The organism is Mucilaginibacter sp. FW306-07-L, assembly GCF_058782065.1.
In genome coordinates this window covers 1,977,373-2,001,217 of the sequence record NZ_JBYSXI010000001.1, presented here as the reverse complement: position 1 = coordinate 2,001,217, position 23,845 = coordinate 1,977,373, and the positions used below count along the sequence as shown (strand labels likewise).

27 protein-coding genes and 1 riboswitch are annotated in these 23,845 nt (G+C 41.6%); of the genes, 10 read left to right on the top strand and 17 right to left on the bottom strand.

The window, feature by feature from the left end; all coding sequences use genetic code 11:
* Window positions 1–5: 5 nt before the first annotated feature.
* The 3 genes from AC3WJC_RS08800 (at window position 6) to AC3WJC_RS08790 (ending at window position 3,668) form a co-directional block, all read left to right on the top strand.
* Entirely contained in the window at window positions 6–1,145 is a 1,140-nt protein-coding gene (locus AC3WJC_RS08800) for a tetratricopeptide repeat protein (protein WP_492398709.1), read from the top strand.
* Window positions 1,135–2,394, top strand: coding sequence for a tetratricopeptide repeat protein (locus AC3WJC_RS08795; RefSeq protein ID WP_492398708.1), 1,260 nt, complete (start codon window positions 1,135–1,137; stop codon window positions 2,392–2,394). The genes AC3WJC_RS08800 and AC3WJC_RS08795 overlap by 11 nt, the downstream gene beginning before the upstream one ends.
* A 191-nt stretch (window positions 2,395–2,585) precedes the next feature.
* Window positions 2,586–3,668, top strand: coding sequence for an acyltransferase family protein (locus tag AC3WJC_RS08790; RefSeq protein ID WP_492398707.1), 1,083 nt, complete (start codon window positions 2,586–2,588; stop codon window positions 3,666–3,668).
* A gap of 34 nt (window positions 3,669–3,702) precedes the next feature.
* Here the strand turns inward: AC3WJC_RS08790 and AC3WJC_RS08785 are convergent, their stop codons facing one another.
* Window positions 3,703–3,918 (bottom strand): hypothetical protein, encoded by a 216-nt coding sequence (locus AC3WJC_RS08785; RefSeq protein ID WP_492398706.1) that lies wholly within the window; start codon window positions 3,916–3,918, stop codon window positions 3,703–3,705.
* Window positions 3,919–4,118: 200 nt separating this feature from the next.
* On the opposite strand from AC3WJC_RS08785, the gene AC3WJC_RS08780 reads away from it, so the two are divergent.
* Genes AC3WJC_RS08780 through AC3WJC_RS08765 form a run of 4 tightly spaced genes read left to right on the top strand, consistent with a single transcriptional unit; the run spans window position 4,119 to window position 7,116 of the window.
* Window positions 4,119–4,604, top strand: a complete 486-nt coding sequence (locus AC3WJC_RS08780) for a DUF4442 domain-containing protein (protein WP_492398992.1) — start codon at window positions 4,119–4,121, stop codon at window positions 4,602–4,604.
* A complete protein-coding gene (locus AC3WJC_RS08775) occupies window positions 4,601–5,080 on the top strand; it encodes a GNAT family N-acetyltransferase (RefSeq protein WP_492398705.1) in 480 nt (159 codons plus the stop codon). The genes AC3WJC_RS08780 and AC3WJC_RS08775 overlap by 4 nt, the downstream gene beginning before the upstream one ends.
* Window positions 5,077–5,700, top strand: coding sequence for an AlbA family DNA-binding domain-containing protein (locus tag AC3WJC_RS08770; RefSeq protein ID WP_492398704.1), 624 nt, complete (start codon window positions 5,077–5,079; stop codon window positions 5,698–5,700). The genes AC3WJC_RS08775 and AC3WJC_RS08770 overlap by 4 nt, the downstream gene beginning before the upstream one ends.
* 57 nt (window positions 5,701–5,757) lie before the next feature.
* Window positions 5,758–7,116 (top strand): MATE family efflux transporter, encoded by a 1,359-nt coding sequence (locus AC3WJC_RS08765; RefSeq protein WP_492398703.1) that lies wholly within the window; start codon window positions 5,758–5,760, stop codon window positions 7,114–7,116.
* Between the two features lies 1 nt (window position 7,117).
* Here the strand turns inward: AC3WJC_RS08765 and AC3WJC_RS08760 are convergent, their stop codons facing one another.
* The 6 genes from AC3WJC_RS08760 to AC3WJC_RS08735 are packed head-to-tail and all read right to left on the bottom strand — an operon-like array spanning window position 7,118 to window position 11,933.
* Complete coding sequence (locus tag AC3WJC_RS08760; RefSeq protein WP_492398702.1) at window positions 7,118–8,020, bottom strand: histone deacetylase family protein; 903 nt, start codon at window positions 8,018–8,020, stop codon at window positions 7,118–7,120.
* On the bottom strand, window positions 8,020–8,877 hold the full coding sequence (locus AC3WJC_RS08755; protein ID WP_492398701.1) for a bestrophin family protein: 858 nt from the start codon (window positions 8,875–8,877) through the stop codon (window positions 8,020–8,022). Before AC3WJC_RS08755 ends, AC3WJC_RS08760 begins: the two co-directional genes overlap by 1 nt.
* Window positions 8,878–8,885: 8 nt before the next feature.
* A complete protein-coding gene (gene kynU, locus AC3WJC_RS08750) occupies window positions 8,886–10,175 on the bottom strand; it encodes a kynureninase (RefSeq protein ID WP_492398700.1) in 1,290 nt (429 codons plus the stop codon).
* 35 nt (window positions 10,176–10,210) lie between these two features.
* Window positions 10,211–10,813: a DNA-3-methyladenine glycosylase gene (locus AC3WJC_RS08745; protein WP_492398699.1), complete on the bottom strand. Its 603-nt coding sequence runs from the start codon at window positions 10,811–10,813 to the stop codon at window positions 10,211–10,213.
* Window positions 10,810–11,457: an alpha/beta hydrolase gene (locus AC3WJC_RS08740; RefSeq protein ID WP_492398698.1), complete on the bottom strand. Its 648-nt coding sequence runs from the start codon at window positions 11,455–11,457 to the stop codon at window positions 10,810–10,812. Before AC3WJC_RS08740 ends, AC3WJC_RS08745 begins: the two co-directional genes overlap by 4 nt.
* A complete protein-coding gene (locus AC3WJC_RS08735) occupies window positions 11,457–11,933 on the bottom strand; it encodes a GAF domain-containing protein (RefSeq protein ID WP_492398697.1) in 477 nt (158 codons plus the stop codon). Before AC3WJC_RS08735 ends, AC3WJC_RS08740 begins: the two co-directional genes overlap by 1 nt.
* A gap of 75 nt (window positions 11,934–12,008) precedes the next feature.
* Here AC3WJC_RS08735 and AC3WJC_RS08730 point away from each other — a divergent pair, with 75 nt between their 5' ends.
* Both AC3WJC_RS08730 and AC3WJC_RS08725 read left to right on the top strand, forming a co-directional pair.
* Window positions 12,009–12,707, top strand: a complete 699-nt coding sequence (locus tag AC3WJC_RS08730) for a DUF3291 domain-containing protein (RefSeq protein WP_492398696.1) — start codon at window positions 12,009–12,011, stop codon at window positions 12,705–12,707.
* A gap of 1 nt (window position 12,708) precedes the next feature.
* Window positions 12,709–12,957 carry a hypothetical protein gene (locus tag AC3WJC_RS08725; protein WP_492398695.1) on the top strand — a complete coding sequence of 83 codons (249 nt, stop codon included), beginning with the start codon at window positions 12,709–12,711 and terminating at the stop codon, window positions 12,955–12,957.
* 75 nt (window positions 12,958–13,032) lie between these two features.
* Here the strand turns inward: AC3WJC_RS08725 and AC3WJC_RS08720 are convergent, their stop codons facing one another.
* The 4 genes from AC3WJC_RS08720 to AC3WJC_RS08705 form a co-directional block, all read right to left on the bottom strand.
* On the bottom strand, window positions 13,033–13,722 hold the full coding sequence (locus tag AC3WJC_RS08720) for an SIR2 family NAD-dependent protein deacylase (RefSeq protein WP_492398991.1): 690 nt from the start codon (window positions 13,720–13,722) through the stop codon (window positions 13,033–13,035).
* Window positions 13,723–13,793: 71 nt separating this feature from the next.
* Window positions 13,794–14,366 carry a DUF6580 family putative transport protein gene (locus tag AC3WJC_RS08715; RefSeq protein WP_492398694.1) on the bottom strand — a complete coding sequence of 191 codons (573 nt, stop codon included), beginning with the start codon at window positions 14,364–14,366 and terminating at the stop codon, window positions 13,794–13,796.
* A 55-nt stretch (window positions 14,367–14,421) separates the two neighbouring features.
* A complete protein-coding gene (locus AC3WJC_RS08710; protein WP_492398693.1) occupies window positions 14,422–15,492 on the bottom strand; it encodes a DUF5074 domain-containing protein in 1,071 nt (356 codons plus the stop codon).
* Between the two features lie 9 nt (window positions 15,493–15,501).
* Window positions 15,502–17,526, bottom strand: a complete 2,025-nt coding sequence (locus AC3WJC_RS08705; RefSeq protein ID WP_492398692.1) for a TonB-dependent receptor plug domain-containing protein — start codon at window positions 17,524–17,526, stop codon at window positions 15,502–15,504.
* Between the two features lie 92 nt (window positions 17,527–17,618).
* Window positions 17,619–17,819: riboswitch (cobalamin riboswitch) on the bottom strand.
* Between the two features lie 120 nt (window positions 17,820–17,939).
* On the opposite strand from AC3WJC_RS08705, the gene AC3WJC_RS08700 reads away from it, so the two are divergent.
* A complete protein-coding gene (locus tag AC3WJC_RS08700; RefSeq protein ID WP_492398691.1) occupies window positions 17,940–18,686 on the top strand; it encodes an SRPBCC family protein in 747 nt (248 codons plus the stop codon).
* A 52-nt stretch (window positions 18,687–18,738) separates the two neighbouring features.
* Here the strand turns inward: AC3WJC_RS08700 and AC3WJC_RS08695 are convergent, their stop codons facing one another.
* From AC3WJC_RS08695 to AC3WJC_RS08670, 6 genes are all read right to left on the bottom strand, one after another.
* The gene (locus tag AC3WJC_RS08695) at window positions 18,739–19,407 is read right to left on the bottom strand and encodes a helix-turn-helix transcriptional regulator (RefSeq protein WP_492398690.1); all 669 of its coding nucleotides are present in this window, start codon (window positions 19,405–19,407) and stop codon (window positions 18,739–18,741) included.
* A 128-nt stretch (window positions 19,408–19,535) separates the two neighbouring features.
* Window positions 19,536–19,880 carry a 50S ribosomal protein L20 gene (rplT, locus tag AC3WJC_RS08690; RefSeq protein ID WP_492398689.1) on the bottom strand — a complete coding sequence of 115 codons (345 nt, stop codon included), beginning with the start codon at window positions 19,878–19,880 and terminating at the stop codon, window positions 19,536–19,538.
* Between the two features lie 76 nt (window positions 19,881–19,956).
* Entirely contained in the window at window positions 19,957–20,157 is a 201-nt protein-coding gene (gene rpmI / locus AC3WJC_RS08685) for a 50S ribosomal protein L35 (RefSeq protein WP_173413919.1), read from the bottom strand.
* A gap of 129 nt (window positions 20,158–20,286) precedes the next feature.
* Window positions 20,287–20,853 (bottom strand): translation initiation factor IF-3, encoded by a 567-nt coding sequence (infC, locus tag AC3WJC_RS08680; RefSeq protein WP_492398688.1) that lies wholly within the window; start codon window positions 20,851–20,853, stop codon window positions 20,287–20,289.
* Between the two features lies 1 nt (window position 20,854).
* Window positions 20,855–22,780, bottom strand: a complete 1,926-nt coding sequence (gene thrS / locus AC3WJC_RS08675) for a threonine--tRNA ligase (protein ID WP_492398687.1) — start codon at window positions 22,778–22,780, stop codon at window positions 20,855–20,857.
* A gap of 209 nt (window positions 22,781–22,989) precedes the next feature.
* Window positions 22,990–23,829: an endonuclease/exonuclease/phosphatase family protein gene (locus tag AC3WJC_RS08670; protein WP_492398686.1), complete on the bottom strand. Its 840-nt coding sequence runs from the start codon at window positions 23,827–23,829 to the stop codon at window positions 22,990–22,992.
* Between the last annotated feature and the right edge of the window lie 16 nt (window positions 23,830–23,845).

Genomic DNA, 23,845 nt, shown 5'->3' with positions numbered 1-23,845 from the left:
TTTGGATGCATTGCCGTAAAGTAATACTAACCGTTTTAATAACGCTGTTTGCCACGCCGTTAGCCTTTAGCCAGTCTGAAGCGCTAAAGACGGTGGCAAACAGCCTTGGTTTTTTTCAGCAGACCAAGGATGTTAACTGGCTCGGCAGGGCAAAAAAATCAATAGACAGTTTAGTTACCAGCCGCAGGGATTCAAACAATATTGAAAAAATAACTTACAGAGGGCTTGTTTACGCAACCATTTTACAGGTTGATACCACAAACCAGCTTAACCAGCCAGGCGATTTTTTTAATACAACGGCGGATTTTGTAGATAACAAACTATCCAGGCATCCCAAGATCAAGCGCTATCCTGAAGAACTGAAATTCATCAGGAAATGCCTGGCGAACGCGGCTATACGCATTGGGTTCAGCTACATGAACAAATCTGATTTTACCAATGCCGAACAATACTTTAGCCGTGCACATTTTTACGACCCATCGTACAAGCCATTAAACGCTTACCTGGCATACTCCAACACAAAACTGGGTAACCTCCAGCAAGCCGCGAATTTTTATAATTCGTTGATTGATGGGGATAATATCAAACCTGAGTATATACAAACCGCTGCCAATATCAATATGGCGGTGGGGGATACCGCAAGGGCACTCTCTATTATTAAACGCGGAAAAACCTTGTTACCCGGTGATAAGTATCTTTTAATGGATGAGGCTAACATCTACAACAACAAAAAAGATTATAAAGCGTTAGAGCCATTATTGCCGAATTTGATTGCCGAGTATAAAAATAATCCGGATGTTATATTTGTAGCTGCCAATTGTTACGATCAATTATCAAAATACAACAAGGCCGAAGAACTTTACCTGCAAGCCATTGAGCTAAATAGTGTCGCATTCGACCCGGTTTTTAACCTTGGCGTGCTATATTACAAAAAAAGCGCTATTGACAAAAAAGAAGATGATGTATTAAAAGATATATATTACGCTTCAAAATGGTTGCAAAAGGCAACCGAAATTTTGCCGACGGATGTTAAAAGCCTGCAATTGCTACAGCAAATTTACCAGCGTACCGGTAACGCAAGGCAACTAAATAAAGTAAGTAATAAACTTAAACAGTTAACTGATAAAGTATCTTATGAAAATTAAATTTTTAACGGCCGGTTTACTGGCCCTTGCTACAACCACAGCCTTTGCACAAAAAGGCGAGCTTAACAAAGCTCAGGAAGAGTATGATAAGTATGAAAAAACTAAAGACGCTATGGCTACTGTTGCTTTAAGCAGCCTTAACAACGCCAAAACATCTATAGACAAAGCTGCCGCCCATGAAAAAACAGCTAACCTACCTTTAACTTTTGCGGTTAAAGGTGTTGTTTACGCGGCATTAGCCTCACGTGATAGCGTGGAAACAACTGCTGCACCTTTGCAAGCTACAGCGGCCGAAGCCTTGAAAAAAGCAAAAGAACTGGATACCAAAGGGGAGGCCAAAGAATTTATCGAGAATGGTAACCGTTACCTGGCTCAATATTCATTAAACCAAGGTGTTAAGCAATATCAAAGCGGTAAGTATGATTTAGCTTATGCCGCTTTTGATAAATACCGCCAGATTTTACCTGAAGATACCAGCGCGATATATTATACGGCATTATCGGCTGCTAACGCCGGCAGAACAGATGCTAAGTATTTACCGATGGCTATCTCCGGTTATCAAAAATTATTGACTACTAATTACACCAAAAAAGAAGATATATACAATGATTTAGCAAGCAGCTACTTAATGAGTAAAGATACTGCCGGTGCTTTAAAAACAGTATCAGAAGGTGTACAAAAATATCCAACTAATGCTAACCTGCGTTCCCGCGAAATAGAGATTAGCCTGGTGCAAGGTAAAGAAACTCAAGCGGTATCAAAAATTGAAGCTGCTATAGCTAACAGCCCTAAAGACAAGGCTTTATACTACTACGGCGGTATAACTTATGCCAAGGTTGCCGATATGGCCGACAAAGATGCCAAGAAAGCAAAAACCGCTGCTGCCAAAGCACCTTTCTTAGCTAAAAAAGAAGAATCTTATGCAAAATCAGCAGAAATGTATAAAAAGGCACTGGAGATAGACCCGAACTATGCTGATGCTGCTTTGAACTTAGGTTTTGTTATGGTTAACCCGGCTATTGATGCTTATAATGCAGCCAATGCATTGCCAGTTAGCAAACAAAAAGAATATGATGCAGCCGTTGCTAAAGCAAACAAATTATTTGATGCGGCAAAACCATATTTGGATAAGGCGGTAACTTTAAACCCGAAATCGCCTGAGGCATTAACAAACCTTAAAACTTATTACTTAGGTAAAAAGGACACAGCTAACGCTAACAAAATTCAAAAACAAATAGAGTCGCTATAATAGCACCAATAGAAGAGGCCATTGAATAAATGGCCTCTTTAAAAATTGCATTACTTAACATAATATTAATTATGAGAATTATAACTTGTTATTTAATATCAAGTTTGAGATGAAAACGCTAATATTTGAAACGCTATAATTATAAGGTATAATCACAATATATCATCTTTGCCATTCAATTATAACCTGTAATGAGTGAGATAAAAACGGAACTGCTAAAAACCAAACAGCATTTTAAAATATTAGACGGACTTAGAGGAATTGCTGCTGTTGCTGTAGTAGTTTATCATTTTATGGAAATTGCCGTACCCGATTATACCAAAAACTTTATTGCTCATGCCTATCTGGCTGTCGATTTCTTTTTTTGCCTTTCAGGCTTTGTAATTGCTTACGCTTACGACGACAAACTGATGCAAATTGGCTTAATTAATTTTTTCAAGCTCAGATTGATCCGTTTGCATCCGTTGGTTATTATCGGTTCCGTAATTGGTTTAATCGCCTTTGTATATGATCCGATGAGTAATCTTCATGAATTATATAGCGGAAAATTGCTGCTGATGTTTTTAGCCTCATGCTTTATGATACCGTATCCGTTGGTGCACGAGCGTTATTTTAACCTGTTCCACTTAAACCCGCCATCATGGTCGCTGTTTTGGGAATATGTAGCCAACATTGTTTACGCGCTTGTAATAATCCGTTTAAAGAAATTCCCGCTTTGGATATTGACTGTAATCGCTGCTATTGCATTGGTCTATGAATCATATCGCTCAGGATTTTTAGGCGTTGGCTGGGGCGGCGATAACATCATCGGCGGTGCTATCAGGGTTTCATTCTCATTTTTGGTTGGCGTGCTGGCGTTTCGTTCCAAATGGATCATTAAGTCAAATTTAGGTTTTATAACAATCAGCTTACTATTATTAGCATCGTTCTTGATTCCGTTTATTGAAAAAATAAACTGGTTTGTAGATCCGTTGGTAGTAATATTTTACTTCCCGTTATTGATAGCTTTAGGTGCCGGTGCGAGCTTGGGTAATTTGACAGAGCGTATCTGTAAATTTTCGGGCGACATCTCCTACCCGCTTTACATGGTTCATTACCCTTTTATCTGGCTGTTTATGAGTTATGTTGAAACTGATAAACCTACCATTAACCAAATGATACCGGTTATAATAACGGGTACTTTAGCAATGATCGCTTTGGCTTATATGGTAATGAAAGCTATGGACATACCTTTACGCAGGTATCTTAAACTGAAATTTATAGATAAGGCGTAAAAAAACTCCCGGTTAATTGCCGGGAGTTTTTTTATTACATTTTAGTAGTATCCTTTTTGGAGGTGTCTGCCGGTACTGGTGCTGACGCGGTATCCGTAACCGGTGTAGCTGCTGAAGTATCAGTTACGGCCGTGGTTGAGTCGACAGCGCTGGTATCTGAACCTGTTGCCTCGCCTTGCGAGTAACAACCTGTAGCTATAGCGCCAACAGTAATGGCAGCCATAGCAAAATTTAAAAATCGCTTTTTCATAGGTATTTTGCTGATATTTTACGTAATAAACAATTACCAGCATAACGCCTGTTATAATTTATTGTTTAAACTGTTATTCAAAAAATACAAAGTTTTAAATTTTTAGTGATCGTTTAGATATATAACAAACACTTATTTAACAGTTTTTTTTGACAAATTATAGCACGTTGTTTAATCTGTTAATGCTATATTTATGCATTATGGTTGTGAGCGAAAATACCCTCAAATGGGCTATGCGTTTTTACCCCCCTCTCCTCTTTCAGCGTATCTGGCTACAAAAAGTTGAACCTGGTTTTACCGGCTTGAGTGTGCGCATTAGCAAAAGCTTTTTAAATATAAACTACAACAAATCTATATTTGGCGGAACGATTTTCGCTGCCGCTGATCCATTTTACCCGGTGCTTTTACATCAGTTATTTACCCATAAAGGCTACAAGGTTATTGCCTGGCTTAAATCATCGGCCATACAATACTTAAAACCGGCACGTACGGCTTTAAACTTTAATATCAGGTTATCCGGTGATGATATTGCTTTAATAGAATATGATCTGATCAATCAGGGTAAGCATGTAAAAAGTTATTCGGTAGATATGTATGATGTTTATGGTGAGCTATGTGTATCGCTCACCAACGAGATCTACCTGCGCAACCTGAACTTTGTTTTTGAAAAGGAGGCTGCTAAATGAGTGTTATGATGAATGATGCCTACTTTACTAATAAAGGTTATGAAATTTCTACGGATAAAACCCGCATCGATATTGAGGGTGTATACAACTACCTCAACACTGAATCCTACTGGGCAAAAGGAATGCCTTTTGAGAAATTAACCACTGCTATTGATAACGCTGTTTGTTACGGTATTTACCACCATGGCATCCAGGTAGGTTTTGCACGTGTGGTTACTGATAAGGCTACATTTGCTTACTTATGTGATGTTTTTATTTTGAATGGGCACCGTGGAATTGGCTTATCAAAGTGGTTGGTTCAAACCATCTTGAACGATACGGAATTACAAGGTTTGCGCCGCTGGTTATTAGCTACCGCTGATGCACATGGCTTATACAAACAATTTGGCTTTGAGCCGATAACTACCCCTGAACGCTGGATGGGCATTTATACCCCTTACACCTTAAAGGCTGATAACATAAAGGAAGTGAAATGAACATTAAAAGATTGATCCTGGAAGGTGAAGGTGTTTCGCTCGATTTTAAAAAGACGATTACCCGATATGAAAAAATCGCTAAAACAATGGTTTCATTCGCTAATAATAAAGGCGGAAAACTATTAGTCGGTGTTGCTGATAACGGGGCCATACTGGGCGTAAAATCTGAAGAGGAAGAAAAATATATGCTTACCAAGGCCGCGCATTTTTATTGCCGCCCGGCTTTGGAGCCTGTATTTGAAGAAGTATACATCGACCATAAAATTGTGCTGGTAGCTGAAATTTTGCCGGGTGATAACAAGCCCCATTACGCACTTGCCGAGGACGGAAAATGGTGGGTTTACATTCGCGTAAAAGACAAAAGCGTGCTGGCAAGTAAAATTGTGGTTGATGTGTTAAAGCGGTCAAATGAAGATCAGGGTGTACTGATCGAGTATTCATCAAAGGAGAAAGCATTGCTTGAATACCTGGATGAAATGGGCCGTATCACTGTAAAACAATTTTGCGCATTGATCAATATCGGCCGCCGCAGGGCACAGCGCATTTTGGTTGATCTGGTTCTGTCCGGCGTTATCTTGGTGCATACCAGCGAAAAGGAGGAGTTTTATACCGCAGCGTAACGAATAGCTTATTACCGGCGTAATCACTATTTTTGCCGGCCCATAATTCCATTCGTTATGAAACAGATCTACCTGAAGTTTAAGCCACACTACCGGGATACTTTAAAACTGGCTATTCCTATTATAATATCACAGGTAGGCCACATCGCTACTCACTTGGCAGATAGCATTGTTGTGGGGCATTTTGTGGGTACGGTAGCGTTAGCGGCGGTATCATTGGTAGGCAGCATATTTATTATTCCGATGCTGATCGGTATTGGCATATCGTATGGCATAACGCCGCTTATTTCGCAGGAGAATGGCCGGGGTAACTTTGAAGAATGCGGCAGGCTGCTTTCAAACAGCCTCATCATAAACATAATTACCAGTTTAGTGCTTTTTACGGCGATGTATTTCGGCTCGGTATACGTGCTCGATCATTTAAACCAGTCGCCCGCTGTTGTTGCCGAAGCAAAGCCCTTTTTTATATTGCTTGGCTTCTCCATCATTCCCCTGCTTATATTCAGCACATTCAAGCAGTTTGCCGAAGGGCTTGGCTTTACAAAACAAGCCATGCAAATATCAATATGGGGTAACGTAATCAATATCATTCTGGGTTTAACCTTTGTTAAGGGCTTATTCGGTATCGAGCCTATGGGCATCCGAGGTGTGGGTTACAGTACTTTGATTGACCGCAGCCTGATGGCGATAGTGATGGCCGTTTACGTTTTACGTGCGCCACGGTTTAAAAAGTATCTTAAAACATTTGTTATTACCCATATTGATAAGGCTCGTGCCTTTAAAATATTAAAGATCGGAATACCTGTATCACTCCAAAGCACCTTTGAGGTTAGCGCGTTTGGCGGCGCAAATATCATGATCGGCACCATCGGCGCTATTGAGCAGGCCGCGCACCAGGTGGCTATTAATATGGCCGCGGTAACGTTTATGGTAGCCACGGGGTTATCCTCCGCGGCTGCTATAAAATCGGGCAATAATATCGGGGCTAAAAATTATAATCAGCTCAGGCTTTCGGCATTGGCAAGCTATCATATTGTACTGATATTTATGGCCTTTACCGCGGTGTTATTTGTTGTAGCTAACCCTTGGTTACCCTGGATAATTACTAATGATGTACAGGTAATCGCTATTGCCTCGCAATTGTTATTGCTCGCAGCCGTGTTCCAGGTTTTTGATGGTGCACAGGTTGTTGGCTTGGGAATATTAAGAGGCATGGGCGATGTAAATATACCTACCCTTATCACTTTTATAGCTTACTGGATTATTGGCTTACCCATAGGCTACCTAATTGGCATCCGAATGGGATACGGTGCTAATGGTGTATGGTGCGGTTTAGTATGCGGACTTGGAGCGGCGGCGATTATGCTGTATTATCGCTTCAATAAAATAAGCAAGAAGCTGGTGCTAATCCCTTAATTCAGAAGTAGATATTGTTAGCAATGCGGTAGGTATTACAGTGTGCTTCAACTATGTCCCGTATTTGAGGTGAGTAGCCCCCACCCATACTTACCTGTACCGGTATACTCCTGCTATGGCATTGTTCAAGTACAAAACGGTCACGCTCCATACACCCTTCACGTGTCATGGCCAGGCGGCCTAATTTGTCGGTTGCTAATACATCAACGCCCGCCAGGTAAAATATAAAATCAGATTTTTGCTGATCGATGATCTGCGGAAGTGTTTGTTGCAAAATGCCCAGGTATTCTTCATCCGTAACTGCATCCGGCAGGCCAATGTCCTTATCAGACCGTTCTTTTCGGTACGGAAAGTTATTAGCTCCGTGCATAGAGAAAGTAAATACGTTTAGCTCCTGTTCAAAAATTTCCGCAGTGCCATTTCCCTGATGGACATCTAAATCAATAATTAAGATAGATTTTGCTAATTTTTTGTTTAATAAATAGTTAGCTGCTATAGCCTGATCGTTCAACAGGCAAAATCCCTCACCCCAATTGCTGCCGGCATGGTGTGTACCACCGGCAACGTTGAAGGCTATGCCATATTCAAACGCGTACCGGCAACCATCAATGGTGCCTTGCGCTATACGGATCTCTCGCTTTACCAATTCGGCAGAAAGCGGGAAACCTGTACGCCTGATCTCCTTTGGAGTTAGCGTTAAATCGCGCAAGCTTGTCCAATAGCCGGCCTCATGCGTAAGCAGGATAACATCCTCCGGGCATTCTCCTGGTGAAAACAGATTGTCCTGCGTGATAACACCTTCATGCAGCAACTGCCCCGGTATAAGCTCATATTTAAGCATCGGAAACCGGTGCCCTTCAGGCAAAGGGAGAACGTATCCGGGATCAAAAGCTATTTTCAGCATTAGTAAAATATTTCGGCAACGTGTTGTTTAATATTATCACTAATATTTTGCAGTGGCAGGTCATTAGCATCAAGGCCAAAAGGGTTTTCTATCTCTTCAGCTATCAACTCTACGCTGGCAAACACAAACAGAATGAACGCTATGAAAGGCACCAAATAATAGCCTAAGGTAAATGCCCAGGCAAATGGCAACGTCATGATGTAAGTAAAGATGAACTTTTTGATGAATACGCTATAGGAAAATGGTATGGGTGTTTTTTTAATACGCTCACAGGCCCCGCAAATATCAGTGAACGAGGTTAGCTCCGCATTTATGCTTATTAGTTGCTCCTGGTTGATAACACCCACCTTATTCAATTTAAAAGCCCGCTCAATAATAGCCGATGCTATCTGATTTGGTACATGTTTATTCGGATTGATATAAATAATATCCTGCTCTTCCGGTTGGTATTTATCGCGCAAATGGTGCATCAGCGAACGGGCGTATAAGGGTATAACAAAATTAAAGAATGCGATATCTTCAGGATTTTCTACCACATGTTTCAGCTTGATGGCCAAATTACGGCTGTTGTTGGTAAGGCTTCCCCATAGTTTACGGCCTTCCCACCACCTGTCATAAGCTGAGTTGATACGGAAAGCCAGTAACAAAGAGAACAAAAACCCTATGGTTTGGTGCACATAGGTGATTTTCGTCAGGGTGTTGTCCTGCGTTATTTTAAACAGATCGGTAAGTATAAATTCTATTGCGGCCGCATATGCGCTCACCGCAACTATCAGCGGAAAAAGCTCACGAAGCGTATCCGCACGATGAAAGGTAAATATAAATCGAAACCACTCCTTCGGGTTATAGTTTATCATATACTTGATTAAATATTAATTACTTTGATTGCTTCACCTAAAGCCTGACAAGCGATATAAACATTATTATATGTATTATACAATGGTACAGCACTGAGCCTGATCACATCCGGTTCGCGCCAGTCGCCTATGATGCCTTTGCTCACCAAATAGTTGAAAATCTCCTTAGCCTTATAGTTACATATTACCGATAACTGGCAGCCACGCGCTTCAGCATCACCAGGTGTAATGATCTTGTAAATTTCACGGCCTTGTGATTGGTTTATTTCATTGATCAAAAACTCAAAATAACCTGTTAACAACAAGCTCTTTTCTCTGAGCACATTGATGCCGCCGGCTTTTTTAAATATATCCAACGATGCTTTATGTAAAGCTAATAGCATTATGGGGCTGGTGCTCACCTGCCAGCCTTCGGCACCGATGGCGGGATCAAAGCCGGGTTGCATTAAAAATCGCTTGTCTTCACGGTATCCCCACCAACCGGCAAAGCGTTTAAGCGCTGTATTTTGATGGTGCTTTTGATGTACAAAAATGCCGCTGATACCACCCGGACCTGAATTCATATATTTATAGGAACACCAGCACGCAAAATCAACATCCCAATCGTGTAATTGCACCGGCACATTACCTGCCGCATGTGCCAGGTCAAACCCGGCATAGGCCCCTACCGTATGGGCTGCTTTGGTGATAGTTTGCATATCAAACACCTGGCCGGTATAATAATTAATGCCTCCAAAAAGCAATAAAGTCAATTCATCTTTATGTTGATCAATAGCGTTTAGTATGTCCTCAGTGCGTAAGGTATGTTCACCGGCTCTCGGTTTAATTTCAATAATTGCATCTTGCGGCTCTCTGTCGTAAAATTTAACCTGGCTTTCAATGGCATATTGGTCTGATGGAAAAGCACCGGCTTCCATCAGTATTTTATAACGTTTATTTGTTGGATTATAAAAACTTACCAATAACAAATGCAGGTTTACTGTAAGTGAATTCATCACCGTAACCTCGCTGGTTTCGGCACCAACTATGGGCGCTACAAGTGCCGCAACCTCTTTATGATAGCTAAGCCAAGGCTTTTCACCATCAAACCAACCCTCAACGGCTTTGCTTTGCCAGGCATTTAATTGTTCTGTTAGATAGTGCTGTGCTGATTTGGGTTGTAATCCCAAAGAGTTACCGCATAGGTAAATCGCGTCGTGTCCGTTATGCTGGGGTATTAAAAACTCATTTTTAAAGCCTCCCAACTTATCAGCGGCATCAAGCTCATGAGCAAATTCTGCGGTAGTTTGATATTTCATTTAGGTCAATAATAGTAAAATCTGCTAATAAATGTTTACTTATTCGGTTTGCTAACATAAGGGTTTCCCTTTACATAAAACCGGTACGGCAGCAAGGCATCATCACCGGCATAAGCAACCCCTATCCTGGGTGCGGCTTGTACTTCTTCGTCTTTGAACGTCAACCCTCTGTCCTCAATCCATATCGTATCGCCCGATAAGCTAGCCGCATTTATTTTGCGGGATATGCCTAACGCCTTTGCCACAGATCCGGGTCCGGCGGTAATATTGGGTTTAACCACAGGCATATTACGCCTGGCCTGCATAATGTCTAAACCTTCTGTAGGTACAATCGCACGGATCAATACGGCATGTGGTATACCCTCAATTGCTGTTACCACATTAAACATTTCGTGGATGCCATAGCATAGATAAACATAAGCTCGTCCGCCCTGTTGAAACATGGTTTCTGTACGGCCGGTGCGCCTGTTGCCATAAGCATGGGATGCTTTGTCTATAATGCCATTATAGGCTTCTGTTTCAACAATATATCCACCTGTAATTAAACCATCTATATTGGTAAAAAGATACTTGCCCAACAGCTTGCGGCTGATATCAATTACATCGCCCCCTAAGTAAAATGAATGCGGCAACTTCATGCTGAAAGGATGTTTTTTAGCATTAGGTTTATCTCATCAGCGCGGTTAAATATCATAATGTGAGTTCCGTTCTTAATAATTTGTGAGCCTGCGGCTTTGCGGCAATCAAAAAGTACATCACTGCTGCCGGTTATATGATAAACATTGTCAGGAATGTTTCTGTTTTGCCAATTGAGTATAGCACCTATTGCCCACTTCATAAATGTGGGCGATGTTTTCCTGAGCATATCCTGAAACAGCATCTGATCATCCCGCTGCATCTTACCAAATGCTATCCTCACCAGGAAGCCCATCGACGTAAATAATTTAGCCGGAATTATTTTATAGAGAGGCACTGCCCTGAAAAACGAAAAGTATGCTGAAGCTTCGTCGCACGACTTAATGCTTGATATTAAAATGGTTTTTCGCATAGGCATGATGTTGGCTATTTCAATAGCAATCATACCACCCATTGAGTTACCAATCAGTATTGACTCCGGCTGTATATTATATTTATTTATAAGCTTTTGTGAATAAGTAGTTAAAATATCTGTAGCGGTTGGTTCAATCCAGTTTACGTAAGTAACATCATGCCCATCAAGATCAATGTTTTTATAAATACGGCAATCGGCACCCAAGCCGGGAATTAAATATACCCGGCTCATTAAAAGCGGATCAGCTTAACTATCTGCTCTAGGTAAAGGGCATCTGTTTCATCAAATTCATTAAGTTCGGCGCTATCAACATCAAGTACACCAACTACATTATCACCTGATAATAGCGGTATAACGATCTCTGAACGCGATAAGGAACTGCAAGCGATATGGCCCGGGAATGCTTCTACATCCGGCACTATTAAAGTATGCTGTTGAGCCCATGATGACCCGCATACACCCCTGCCTTTGGCAATGCGCGTACAGGCTACCGGACCCTGGAACGGGCCGAGTACTAATTGCTCATCCTTAACTAAATAAAATCCAACCCAAAACCACTTAAACTGTTCTTTTAAAGCGGCAGCAACATTGGCCAGGTTGGCAACAAGGTCTTTTTCACCATAAAGTAAAGCTTCAATTTGCGGAATCAGCGTTTCGTATTGTTCCTGCTTGGTTCCCTGTTCTGTAATTTTTAAATCCTCAGCCATAAGGCAAATGTAAATAAGCTTGTGGTAAAGTAAAATAAGCCGATTATCATATTTATAAAGTTTAATTTAGCCACGATGATTGTAAGTATTACCATTGTTAGATACAAAAAAGCCTTTATGCCCCTGGCTTTGTTTGCCATGGCCATACACCGCTTACCCTTAATGCTGCAACAGGGCTGTACTTTCTGGAAGTTATTAGGTACGGGCCGTAACGGTACATTTGACCTTACACCCGATTGGCGGCAATGGGGATTGCTGGCTGCATGGAATAACCCTCATGATTTTGAACGTTTCCGAAAAAAATCCTTTATTGCAGGCTGGTGGCGGCGTTTTTGCAGCGAAAGCTGGACGGTGGTATGTGAACCCTTGCAAAGTCACGGCAAATGGGATGGCAAAGACCCCTTTAGAAGCAGTATTCCTGTAAAAGAGTATAACGGGCCGGTCGTCGTGTTAACAAGGGCTACAATACGCCTTAATCAGCTTAAAAGTTTTTGGGCTAATGTTGATGGCGTAGCTAAGCTGATGAAAGACGCGTCTGGTTATATTACTTCTGTTGGCGTAGGCGAAGCACCGGTTTACCGCCAGGCCACTATCTCTTTTTGGCAAAGTGAAGAACTAATGAAAGCCTTTGCCTATAAAAGTAAAGAACACGCCGAAGTGATCAAGAAAACGAGAATGGAGAACTGGTACAGCGAGGAGCTGTTCGCACGCTTTAGGCCGGTTGCCAGTTACGGTACAATTAATGGCATTAACCCTTTAAAAGATTTATTATAATATGAGAATTATCGCGGAATTACCTCATCCTGAGTTTAAAATATCCATTCTTAATATGAACAACAAGTTCATTGTAAAAATGGAGCAGGGCAGTTTAGAACAGAGTTACAAGATACCCGAAATGGATTTGACCGATGGTGTTAACAGTGTTTTTGAAGTGCTTGATGAGGAGTTTTTAAACAAAGTTGCCGCCCGGTTTTTAGAAATGCGCACTGATTTTAAGGATGCATATTTCAGATATAATTATTAAAGTAATAGTTTTTATGTTAAATGTATCTCATTGAATATAAATTATTAATGAATTTAAAAATATCAAAGCCAAATTTTATTTGGCACTCTTTAATAGCTTATCTACAACCCCTACTAATCCTGTTGATGCCTTCTCTGCAATAGGTATTACATTACGGATGTGCACATCGGGTAATTTAGGATCGATGATATATTTGACTACATCATGCTTAACGTAATTTACTAAGCCTGCTGCCGGGTAAACTGCGAGGGATGTGCCAACCAAAATAAATATATCGGCTTGTGCACAAAGTTTGGCAGCGGGACCGATCATCGGTACATCTTCTCCAAACCATACTACATGCGCGCGTAGTTGCGAACCCAATTCGCACTTCTCTCCCATTTTTATTTCCCAACCATTTATGGGATAGGTAAGATCAGGGTTAAGGCTGCTTTGCGATTTGGTAATGATGCCATGCAAATGCATCACATTAGTTGACCCGGCACGCTCATGCAGGTCATCAATATTTTGAGTAATGATGGAAACCTTATACTTCTCCTCTAAAGCGGCAAGCGCGTAATGCGCGGCGTTAGGTTTAGCTTCTAAAACAGATTTTCGGCGCATGTTATAAAACTCCTGTACCAGTTCTGGGTTACGCCGCCAGGCTTGCGGTGTGGCCACATCCTCAATGTTATGCCCTTCCCATAGTCCATCACTATCTCTAAAGGTTTTAAGGCCGCTTTCGGCGCTTATTCCTGCCCCGGTTAATACTACAATATGTTTCATCATCTCAAATATAAATAAACAAAAAAAGCGGCCCTTAAATGGAACCGCTTGTAAATTATTATTGCTACAATTTACATGGCAAGCTCGTGCCTGCCGCGTAAAATGGTGTATTTGTTTTTCGCTAATTCAAAGCCGCCGTAAAGCAATAATCCGAAAATAACATCACTCATAACCATGTTACGCAAAAATGGTAAGGCACTGGTTAATGAAGTTATGTAACCGCTTATATCATGCGTGTAAAAAGTACCGTAAAGAAAAGGCAGGTCTGTAATCAGCCAAAATATTAATGCCGAAGCTACAGAGCCGGCCAATACATTGAGCACATTCACTTTTTTGATAAATGAGCCGATGAAAACGGTTAACGCAAAGCACAAATAAGTTACCACATCAAACCATGAAAACAGCGTAACATGCCTGGTATAGAGGTAATTAATGCCAATATTACTTATAAACAACACCAGCAAAGGTACCAGGTACGATTTCCATTTATCGTTAAAATAAGTACCGGCAAAAAGGGCCACCGCGCCAATGGGTGTAAAATTACTTAACTCCTGAAAGTTGTAGGTAACAAAACGCATGGCAATAGCGCCAATTATCATTAATATAAGTACCGTGTTACGGGTGTTCATGTTTATTTTCGGCATTGTAATTATTTATATGCGAAATTAGCGATAATATAGCAATTAGTATACTGCAATGTTAGTTGCTTGTGAACACTATTTTGCCTGGTATCAATCCTGTTGTTACACTGTCCTTGCGTACACCGTTGGTGCCGAAAATATATAGCTTACCGTTTGAAGAGTAATCTTTAGCATCAGCAATATAAACCTCGTTGTTTATAGGGTTAACTGCAAGGGCATAAGGAGCGCCCAAAGTGGTATTATCAGTTACAAAGCTAGGATTAACAATCGCGTCAGTAGCGGTGTTATAAACCTGGATCTTGCCTGAACCTGAAATTATATAAGCTGAATTGCCTGATACAGTAATCGGGCTTCCATAACCTACATCAGCCGTTTGGCTTGATTTTACTACATCGGTAGCACTGTTTATGATAGTAAGCGCCGGTAAAATTTTGTCGTAATCACCGTTCGAAATAACGTAAATATCACCCCCTGCATCAGCAGCGAGGCTAACCGGGTTAGCGGGCACCTCAATTTTTTTGAGCTCCGTGTTTGTATTCAGATTAATAACCGAAACCGTTTTGTCCGGATTGCCAAAATCAAGTCCGCCGGAATTAGCTACGTAAAGTTTACCATTGGCGATAGCCATTTGCTCAGGATTGCGCCCAACATTAATGAATTTTTCAATTTCAAGGCTGGCTGTATCCAGTACGGCTACCGTGTTATCATAAGAAGTGATGTATGCTTTGTTTTTGTAAAAGGCCACATACCTCGGCTGGCGATTTACGCTGCCGTTTTTTATGTCGATATGTTTGATCAGCTTGCCTGTTTTAGGGTTGATGATTTCCAGCGTGCTTGATATGTTAACAGTAATATACATCTTTGATCCGTAAATAGCGGCATCATTAGCTATTGAGCCGATGTTTGTGCCGTTAACCGCTGAAAATACATCCGCGATGGCTTTCCGGGTATCGGTATTATAAAAGGTTAATGAAGCATTACTTGCCGACGGGGAGCCTTGATTTACAACGAACACACCATTGCCTAACATAGGTGTTTGATCTATAGGTTCGTCATCCTTACTACATGATGCAATAAGTAATGACAGTGCGGATAAAAGTAATAAGTAGCTGTGTTTAAATGATTTCATATTGATATATTAAATTGTTAATTGAAAGGTTAAACGTAGGGATCGCGATGGCATGGGGTAGCTATTAACGATCACATAGTTGCTGTTAAACAGGTTGTTTACTTCGGCAGCAGTATGTATGCTTTTGCCATACAAACTAAAATCATAAGTAACCGAAGCATCGCCAACCTGGTAGCCTGCCACATAATAAGCCGGTATGTTATTGCTTAAATAGTATCTCGGTGATGACAGGATGTGGTTATAAAATATGCCGAAGCCATGATGCTTTACACTAGCGTTCAGGGCAAGTGTATGCCGCGGCGTGTATGGTATCTGTTCACGGTAAAACGAATCATTTACGTTACTTACATCAATAGCTCTTTGGTAAGTATAAGCCGCAGAGAATGATCCAGCCCATCCGTATACCGGCGTAAAGGTCGATTTTAAATTCAGGTCAAGCCCGCGCATATCTACCTTGCCTATATTACGCACACTGATAATTTCGGCGGAGCGGCCCGGAAAAGTGAATAGCTTGTTTTTAATGTTGTAATAATAACCATCGGCACTAACTGATAGATGTTCCAGAAAGCCGTCGAAATTCTTTGAATACACGGCACCAAAATCATACTGCCTCGCCTGCTCGGGTTGAAGATTGCGTGGCTGCACAGCGTAATAATATTGTTCGGATAGGTTTGGATAGCGGTACAGGTTCTTATAAAATGCCCGTAGCGTTAACGCGTCATTTTTAAGCACCCTATAGTTAACTACAATTGTCGGACTAAATGCTGATCTGGATTTGGCAGCGGCCGCCGTCTGCGTATCATCATTAAGATAAGTATTGAGCAAGCTGCCCTGCAACGTAAATCTGCCCGCGCTAAAATTACTGGCGAGTACATTGTATAACGATAGCCGCTTAGGAAATGCGTATTGGTAAACATCAATATCCATATCAACCAGCGATATATCTGACGCGTAGGATACTTCCCAGTTTTTTAAAGGCTTGTATGATAGCGCTGCCGATTGGTACAACTCACGCTGGGTATAATGTTCGTTTGCGCCGCCGTTATTGTTTAAAAAGTAGGCATCGGTGTAATGCTGATAATTATGCGATGCCTTAGTGCTTAACAGCAAGTGCAAACTGTTTTTCCATAAGCGCTCATAAGCGGCTTGGATAAAGGCATCCTGGTTTACCAAATGCTGATCCTGGTAAACGGCATTCAAAATTACGGGACCGGGTAAGCCACGGCTGGTATTGGTATAATTAAAATGGAGGCGAAATTTGCTGCTGTCGCTATTGCTGTAATAAATACCGCCATCAATTTGTTGTGCTGCCACAGTACTGTTAACACGCCTGCCAATGGTATCGCGCCCGCCAAAATTACTTTTAAAGCGATAGTTTCCATTAGCATTCTGGGTATAGCCATTTAAAACAAACGACCAGCTATCGCTTAAACGTTGCTGCCATTGCAGGTATGGGTTTACCAAGCCGAAGCTGCCTGTACGGATACCGGTGATAATTTTATAAGGTTTTGATGCGCTTAACTGAGGTCGTGTTGTTACCAACGATATTATAGCAGAGTTGGTGTATGAGCGTGCTGGTAAGCAAATCTCTAAAGGCTGAGCTATGTATAACGCAATTTGCTGCAGATTGAGTAGATTAAACCTGCCCAGGTCTATCTGCCCTGTTTGCGCGTCATTCAGCATAATACCATCGTACAAAACGCTGGTATAGTTAGCCCCCATCCCTCTTACCGATACGGTTTTCAGGCCGCCGATGCCGCCATAATCACGTACATTAACGCCCGAAAAATTGCGAACCGCATCAGCTACGCTAAAGGCGCTGTATTTTGAAAAATCAGATGAGCTGACAATCTGCACCGGCAGTGTTGCAGGTACCAAAGTTGTGGTATGGCCTTGTATGTTAACTTGGTTCAGTTTGGTAGTTGTATCTGTTTGCCCTGTAGCGGTTAAGCAAAACAAGCTGAATATGCAGGCCATTGTTACCGCTTTAACTGAGCGGTTGTATTTTAAAACAGATAGTATGTTGATCAGCATTTGGGCTACACAGTATATTGCAGGGGAATGCGACGGATGAATACACCACCGTACAGCGGTATACCATTCAAGCTCCAATCCCCGAAAGCTTTGAATAATTATTACTTATGGCAGGTCTTCTGACTTACTCCCCTCTTGCCCCGGCCTTCCCACAGTTAAACTACAGTGGCATTTGATGGGGCTTTGGTTACAGAGCTTACAGCTGCGGGACAGTTGCGGAGTTGCACCGCATTCCCTTTTAATTTGTGAAGCAACAGATGATGCAACACAAAACCAAAAGCGCACAAATGTACAATAAATAGCCGCATGTTTAAGCGGTAATATACATTAGTGCCATTCATGTTTTTTAATTTAAACAAAACTCATTTTCTTACAGGTTGTTATAGAGTTATCTACTTAAAAAACAAACAGCTATGTCAAACACAGCATTACAATTAGCTAATCGCTATAAAGGCCCGGTCCTTGAGGAAGAGCCTATAAATTTAACCTGGCCCGAGCGTTATATCTCAATTGCTACAGGCGTAAAATTGGGTATATCAGGATTTAAAAATTTATTTAAAAGCCCTTTTTCAAGTATCATAAAGCTTGGGGCGGGTGGTTACTTACTTACACGAGGGGTTACCGGCCATTGTGAGCTATATACCCGCATAGGCAAAACTACTACTGATGATGTGGTGAACGTTAACATACGCTCGTCATTTGTGGTTGATAAACCACGTGTACAGGTGTATGAGTTTTGGAGGCAACTGGATAACCTGCCTTTATTTATGAAGCATTTGGAAAGTGTGCAGATACTGGATAACAACCGCTCGCACTGGGAGTTAAAATTACCGGCCAATGTAGCTAAAGTAAGCTGGGATGCTGAGATAGTAAAGGATGAACCCGGCTACATGATCGGCTGGAACTCGTTACCCGGATCAATTATTGATAATGCCGGCAAGGTACGTTTTAGAGATGCCGAGAACGGCGGAACGCTGATTGATGTAGTAATTACTTATCAGCCACCAGCAGGAGGATTCGGCGCTGCTATCGCACACGTCATAAATCCTGTATTTAAAAATATGGTTAATGCAGATGTGCAAAACTTTAAGCAATACATGGATATTGACAACGATACTCGCGAGATATCTTCAAAAGATGATTTCGTTGTATTATCATAGTAAAAAAACACATTAGTAAAAAGTCAAACTGTTATTTACGGTTTGACCTTTTTTATATTAAATTAAAAGCGCGTGCGTATTCAGTAAACTCAAAGCTGCTTGAGATGTTGAGTTTTTGCTTAATGTTACGCCGGTGTGTTTGTACGGTTTCTGCGGAGATAAAAAGCTCTTCAGCTATTTCAGGTGAGCTTTTGCCTTTGGCTACTAATTTCAGGATACTTACCTCCCGTTTACTTAATGATGAAAAGCGCTCCGCATGCTTCTTCAGAAACTGATTTTCCTGTAATAAACGTTCGGCTTTGGGCTCCACTTCCTTCATGTTTTCAATTGGTAGCGCTATGGTTATGGTGAGCAAAGGCTTGCCATCATCATCGCGCATAAATATACCTGTTGATGTAATATGCCAGGTCCACTCATTCTTTTGCGCGAACTTTACCTGCTGAAAATAACTAAAACTTTCATTCAGCTTGTTTTCCTGCAACAGCAATTCCATTTTTGGCAGTAAGCCTTCCATGTATTCCATATTAAAATACTGCGGATAGTAAGCAGTACCCATTTCCTGTAATTCGTTAAGGGTAACACCTAACAAATTCAGGCCTTTGGTACACATGTATACCACTGAAAAGTCGGCAATGTGATGAATAATGGTTACACCCGGCATCATTTCCGCATAAGGTGCAAATTCATTGATCTTATCAATAACAGGTTTGGGCAGCTTCAAATTGGTTGGTGGGCTTAAATTTGCCTTAATATGTAAATAATATTTATAAACTAAAATATCAGGCAAATAAAAAACGCCCGGTATTTTACTACCGGGCGTTTTTTAATGTAAAACGTTGCTAAACAGAACTATTTTACTGCGTCAATAATTGCTTTGAATGCATCAGGGTTGTTCATAGCCAAGTCAGCTAATACCTTACGGTTTAAACCGATCTCTTTAGCGGCTAATTTGCCCATTAATTGCGAATATGAAATTCCGTGCTGACGGGCACCTGCGTTAATACGCTGTATCCATAAAGCCCTGAACTCTCTTTTTTTGGTTTTACGGTCGCGGTAAGCATACTGTAAACCTTTTTCAACTGTGTTTTTTGCAATGGTATAAACCTTGCTGCGTGAACCCCAATAACCTTTGGCGAGGTTCATGATTTTTTTACGCCTTCTTCTGGAAGCTACGGCGTTTACTGAACGTGGCATGTGTTGTTGTTTTTGGTAGTGAGTGCCGCTTAACGCGAACTTTGTACTCTAATACCTGGTTAAAAAAAATAGTTAATTACTTGCCGATACAAAGCATACGTTTTACGTTACCCATGTCAGCATCAGAAACTAAACTGGTGTGACCTAAGTTACGCTTACGTTTGGTTGACATCTTGGTTAAGATGTGGCTTTTGTATGCGTTTTTTCTGGCAATTTTACCGGTTCCAGTAAGCTTAAAGCGCTTTTTAGCACTGGAATTGGTTTTCATTTTTGGCATAACTCTTATTTATTTGTGTTTAGACGTTTTCGCAACGTTTTATTTTTATTTCGAATATCGAATTTGCGATTTCGAATATATTTTTTTCATCCGCACATCTGCATATTCACGCATATGTACATTAAAGCCTTATTTTTTAGCGCCTTTAGGTGCAACGGTTAAAAACATACGTTTACCTTCGAGTTTTGGCAATTGCTCTACTTTACCAACCTCTTCAAGTGCTTGTGCAAATTTCAGCAAAAGTATTTCACCCTGCTCTTTGTAAACAATTGAACGGCCTTTAAAGTGTACGTAAGCACGCACCTTCTCGTTCGACTCCAAAAACTTCATCGCATGCTTGAGTTTAAATTCAAAGTCATGATCATCAGTATTAGGGCCAAAACGTATCTCTTTAATAACGGTTTGTTTGGCGTTGCTTTTTATCTCCTTCAGCTTTTTCTTCTGCTCGTAAATAAACTTATTATAGTCTGTTACTTTACAAACAGGCGGGTTGGCGTTTGGCGATATTTCAACAAGGTCAAGCTCCTGCTCAGTGGCAATGGCGAGTGCGTCACGTAGTGAATACACGCCGTTTTCTACATTATCACCAACAAGACGAACCTCTTGTGCCTTGATGAACTGATTGATGTTGTGTTCGGCCTCTTTTTTCTTGAAAGGGGGCCTTGGTCCTCTGTTGAACGGTCTGTTTAAAGCCAAGTTATACTTTTATTTCTTTAGTTATCTGTTTTATAAATTCCTCTACACTCATGCTACCCAGGTCTCCCTGGCCATGTTTACGAATTGAAACCACATTCTCCGCAGCTTCCTTTTCGCCAACAATTAGCATGTAAGGGATCTTTTTAACTTCAGCATCGCGGATCTTTCTACCGATCTTCTCATCTCTGAAGTCAATTAGCCCGCAAATATCGGAATCTTTTAACACATCCGAAAGTTTTTTTGCATATTCTTCATATTTTTCAGATATAGGGAGAATTATGTATTGCTCCGGAGAAAGCCATAGCGGAAAGTTACCGGCACAGTGCTCAATAAGCACGGCTACAAAACGTTCCATTGAACCAAAAGGTGCACGGTGGATCATTACCGGGCGGTGCTTCTGGTTATCGCTGCCGGTATATTCAAGTTCAAAACGCTCAGGCAGGTTATAATCTACCTGTATAGTACCCAGTTGCCATTTGCGGCCAAGGGCATCCTTTACCATAAAGTCAAGTTTAGGGCCGTAAAAGGCCGCTTCGCCAAGTTCAACTACGGTTTTTAAGCCTTTTTCGTCAGCCGCTTCTTTTATCGCGTTTTCGGCAAGTGCCCAATTCTCGTCAGTACCTATGTATTTGGTTTTATTTTCCGGGTCACGCAGTGATATCTGTGCTGTGTAGTCCTCAAAACCAAGTGCGCCGAAAACGTATAATACAAGGTCAATAACCTTTTTAAATTCTTCCTTTACCTGGTCAGGGCGGCAAAATAAGTGGGCATCATCCTGCGTAAAGCCGCGCACACGGGTTAAACCATGCAACTCGCCGCTTTGCTCGTAACGGTATACGGTACCAAACTCCGCATAACGTACCGGAAGATCCTTATACGAACGTGGTTTTGATTTATATATCTCGCAATGGTGCGGGCAGTTCATGGGCTTTAACAGGAACTCCTCTCCTTCCTGCGGTGTTTTTATAGGCTGGAACGAATCGGCACCATATTTTTCATAATGCCCCGAGGTTACATACAGGTTTTTATGCCCGATGTGCGGGGTAATTACCTGCTCATAACCTGCTTTGGTTTGTGCCTTTTGCAAAAAGCTGGTCAAACGTTCGCGCAGGGCGGCACCTTTAGGTAACCACAATGGCAAGCCCATGCCTACCTTTTCAGAGAAGGTAAACAGCTCCAATTCTTTACCCAATTTGCGGTGGTCGCGCTTTTTAGCTTCCTCCAGCATGTGCAGGTATTCGGTAAGCTCGCTTTGCTTGGTAAAAGTTACACCGTAAATACGGGTAAGCTGTTTACGGCTTTCATCGCCACGCCAGTAGGCACCGGCAACGCTCATTAATTTAACCGCTTTTACAAATCCTGTATTCGGAATATGAGGGCCACGGCAAAGATCGGTAAAGTTGCCCTGGGTGTAAAAAGTAATGGCACCGTCGGGCAGATCCTTGATCAGGTCGAGCTTGTACTCATCACCTTTCTCGGTAAAATATTCAATAGCATCGGCTTTGCTAACCGGCTTACGGATAAACTCCGATTTAGCCTTAGCCAGCTCGATAACCTTGTCTTCAATCTTTTTAAATTCTTCGGATGAGAATTCGCGGTCGCCAAAGTCCACGTCGTAATAAAAACCTGTTTCAATAGCCGGGCCGATACCGAATTTGGTACCCGGGTACAAGGCTTCTAAAGCCTCGGCCATTAAGTGGGCTGATGAATGCCAGAAGGTTGATTTACCATTGGTATCATTCCAGGTCAGGAGCTTAATGCTGCTGTCTTCCTCGATAGGGCGACTGGCATCCCAAACTTGGCCGTTTACTTCGGCTGCTAATACGTTACGTGCTAAACCTTCGGAGATCGACTGCGCGATCTGCATGGAAGTGATTCCTTTGTCGTATTGACGAACGGAACCATCAGGGAGTGTAATATTAATCATCTACAACTATGATTCGGCCTTTTCATATACTGATAGGGCCAGTTTATATAAATAAGTTTTTCAAAAAGATCGCCTACTAACGCGACCTGTATGTTATCCAGCAAAAATATAATTAATTTATTAGCTCACCTATCTGTTGAAAATAAAATTACGGGCTAACAACAAAGCCTCCCTTTTGGGGAGGCTTGTTAAAATAGAAAACAGAAATATTAAAATGTAAACTCGGCCAGTACCGGAAAATGGTCTGACGGGAATTTGCCGCGGTAGCTATCAGTTAATATGCCCCAGCGTTTAACATCGGCCGTACCGGTTGTAAAAATATGATCGATAATGCCATCCTTATCCAATGCCTTTCCGAAGTTATTGAACGATGCGTTGAAGATGTAAGGATGTTTAGCTAATTTATAGGTATCCTTTAAGTAACCTGAAGTAGCCAAACGCTGATACCAGGTGCTTTCATGGTCGCCGTTAAGGTCACCGGTAAAAATAGCTTTCTCGTTGCCGGCTATCTCTTTTATCTTTTTCAGGATAAGTTTGCTGCTTTCCTCGCGGGCGATTTTTCCCTGATGATCAAAGTGCGCATTAAAGAAATAAAACTTTTTTTTGCTCTGCTTATCAAGCAGATATACCCACGAACATATACGGTTGCAGCAGGTAGCATCCCAGCCTAATCCCGGTTTGTCCGGCGTTTCTGACAGCCAGAAATCACCTTTCTTTAATACCTGGAAACGATCTTTTTTAAAGAAGATGGCCGAGTGCTCTCCTCCTTCTTTACCATCATCACGGCCTGCGCCATAACGCTCATATTCAGGCAATGCCTTGCTCAGGTCCTGAAGCTGATTAGCACGGCCTTCCTGCGTACCTAACACGTCAAAATCATGAAAGCGGATAAGTGCTGCGGCTACCGGCGCGCGGTTTACCCATAAGTTGCCGGTATCGCCGGCGTTATCAAAACGTAAGTTGAACGAGCCTGCAATTAAATGCTGTGCCTGCGTTGCACCGCTTGCCATTAAAAGCAATGCCGAAACAAATAAGTGTTTAATTTTCATAGTACTGTGTTATTTA

Coding starts and splice junctions, on each gene's coding strand:
- AC3WJC_RS08755 (WP_492398701.1), bottom strand. CDS start 8,877: ATGATAAACTATAACCCGAAGGAGTGGTTTCGATTTATATTTACCTTT.
- thrS (WP_492398687.1), bottom strand. CDS start 22,780: ATGATTAATATTACACTCCCTGATGGTTCCGTTCGTCAATACGACAAA.
- AC3WJC_RS08785 (WP_492398706.1), bottom strand. CDS start 3,918: ATGAAAAAGCGATTTTTAAATTTTGCTATGGCTGCCATTACTGTTGGC.
- AC3WJC_RS08730 (WP_492398696.1), top strand. CDS start 12,009: ATGATTGTAAGTATTACCATTGTTAGATACAAAAAAGCCTTTATGCCC.
- AC3WJC_RS08700 (WP_492398691.1), top strand. CDS start 17,940: ATGTCAAACACAGCATTACAATTAGCTAATCGCTATAAAGGCCCGGTC.
- AC3WJC_RS08725 (WP_492398695.1), top strand. CDS start 12,709: ATGAGAATTATCGCGGAATTACCTCATCCTGAGTTTAAAATATCCATT.
- AC3WJC_RS08765 (WP_492398703.1), top strand. CDS start 5,758: ATGAAACAGATCTACCTGAAGTTTAAGCCACACTACCGGGATACTTTA.
- AC3WJC_RS08795 (WP_492398708.1), top strand. CDS start 1,135: ATGAAAATTAAATTTTTAACGGCCGGTTTACTGGCCCTTGCTACAACC.
- AC3WJC_RS08790 (WP_492398707.1), top strand. CDS start 2,586: ATGAGTGAGATAAAAACGGAACTGCTAAAAACCAAACAGCATTTTAAA.
- AC3WJC_RS08710 (WP_492398693.1), bottom strand. CDS start 15,492: ATGAAATCATTTAAACACAGCTACTTATTACTTTTATCCGCACTGTCA.
- AC3WJC_RS08670 (WP_492398686.1), bottom strand. CDS start 23,829: ATGAAAATTAAACACTTATTTGTTTCGGCATTGCTTTTAATGGCAAGC.
- AC3WJC_RS08735 (WP_492398697.1), bottom strand. CDS start 11,933: ATGGCTGAGGATTTAAAAATTACAGAACAGGGAACCAAGCAGGAACAA.
- AC3WJC_RS08800 (WP_492398709.1), top strand. CDS start 6: ATGCATTGCCGTAAAGTAATACTAACCGTTTTAATAACGCTGTTTGCC.
- AC3WJC_RS08715 (WP_492398694.1), bottom strand. CDS start 14,366: ATGCCGAAAATAAACATGAACACCCGTAACACGGTACTTATATTAATG.
- AC3WJC_RS08705 (WP_492398692.1), bottom strand. CDS start 17,526: ATGCTGATCAACATACTATCTGTTTTAAAATACAACCGCTCAGTTAAA.
- AC3WJC_RS08740 (WP_492398698.1), bottom strand. CDS start 11,457: ATGAGCCGGGTATATTTAATTCCCGGCTTGGGTGCCGATTGCCGTATT.
- AC3WJC_RS08720 (WP_492398991.1), bottom strand. CDS start 13,722: ATGAAACATATTGTAGTATTAACCGGGGCAGGAATAAGCGCCGAAAGC.
- AC3WJC_RS08780 (WP_492398992.1), top strand. CDS start 4,119: ATGGTTGTGAGCGAAAATACCCTCAAATGGGCTATGCGTTTTTACCCC.
- rpmI (WP_173413919.1), bottom strand. CDS start 20,157: ATGCCAAAAATGAAAACCAATTCCAGTGCTAAAAAGCGCTTTAAGCTT.
- rplT (WP_492398689.1), bottom strand. CDS start 19,880: ATGCCACGTTCAGTAAACGCCGTAGCTTCCAGAAGAAGGCGTAAAAAA.
- AC3WJC_RS08770 (WP_492398704.1), top strand. CDS start 5,077: ATGAACATTAAAAGATTGATCCTGGAAGGTGAAGGTGTTTCGCTCGAT.
- AC3WJC_RS08745 (WP_492398699.1), bottom strand. CDS start 10,813: ATGAAGTTGCCGCATTCATTTTACTTAGGGGGCGATGTAATTGATATC.
- kynU (WP_492398700.1), bottom strand. CDS start 10,175: ATGAAATATCAAACTACCGCAGAATTTGCTCATGAGCTTGATGCCGCT.
- AC3WJC_RS08760 (WP_492398702.1), bottom strand. CDS start 8,020: ATGCTGAAAATAGCTTTTGATCCCGGATACGTTCTCCCTTTGCCTGAA.
- AC3WJC_RS08775 (WP_492398705.1), top strand. CDS start 4,601: ATGAGTGTTATGATGAATGATGCCTACTTTACTAATAAAGGTTATGAA.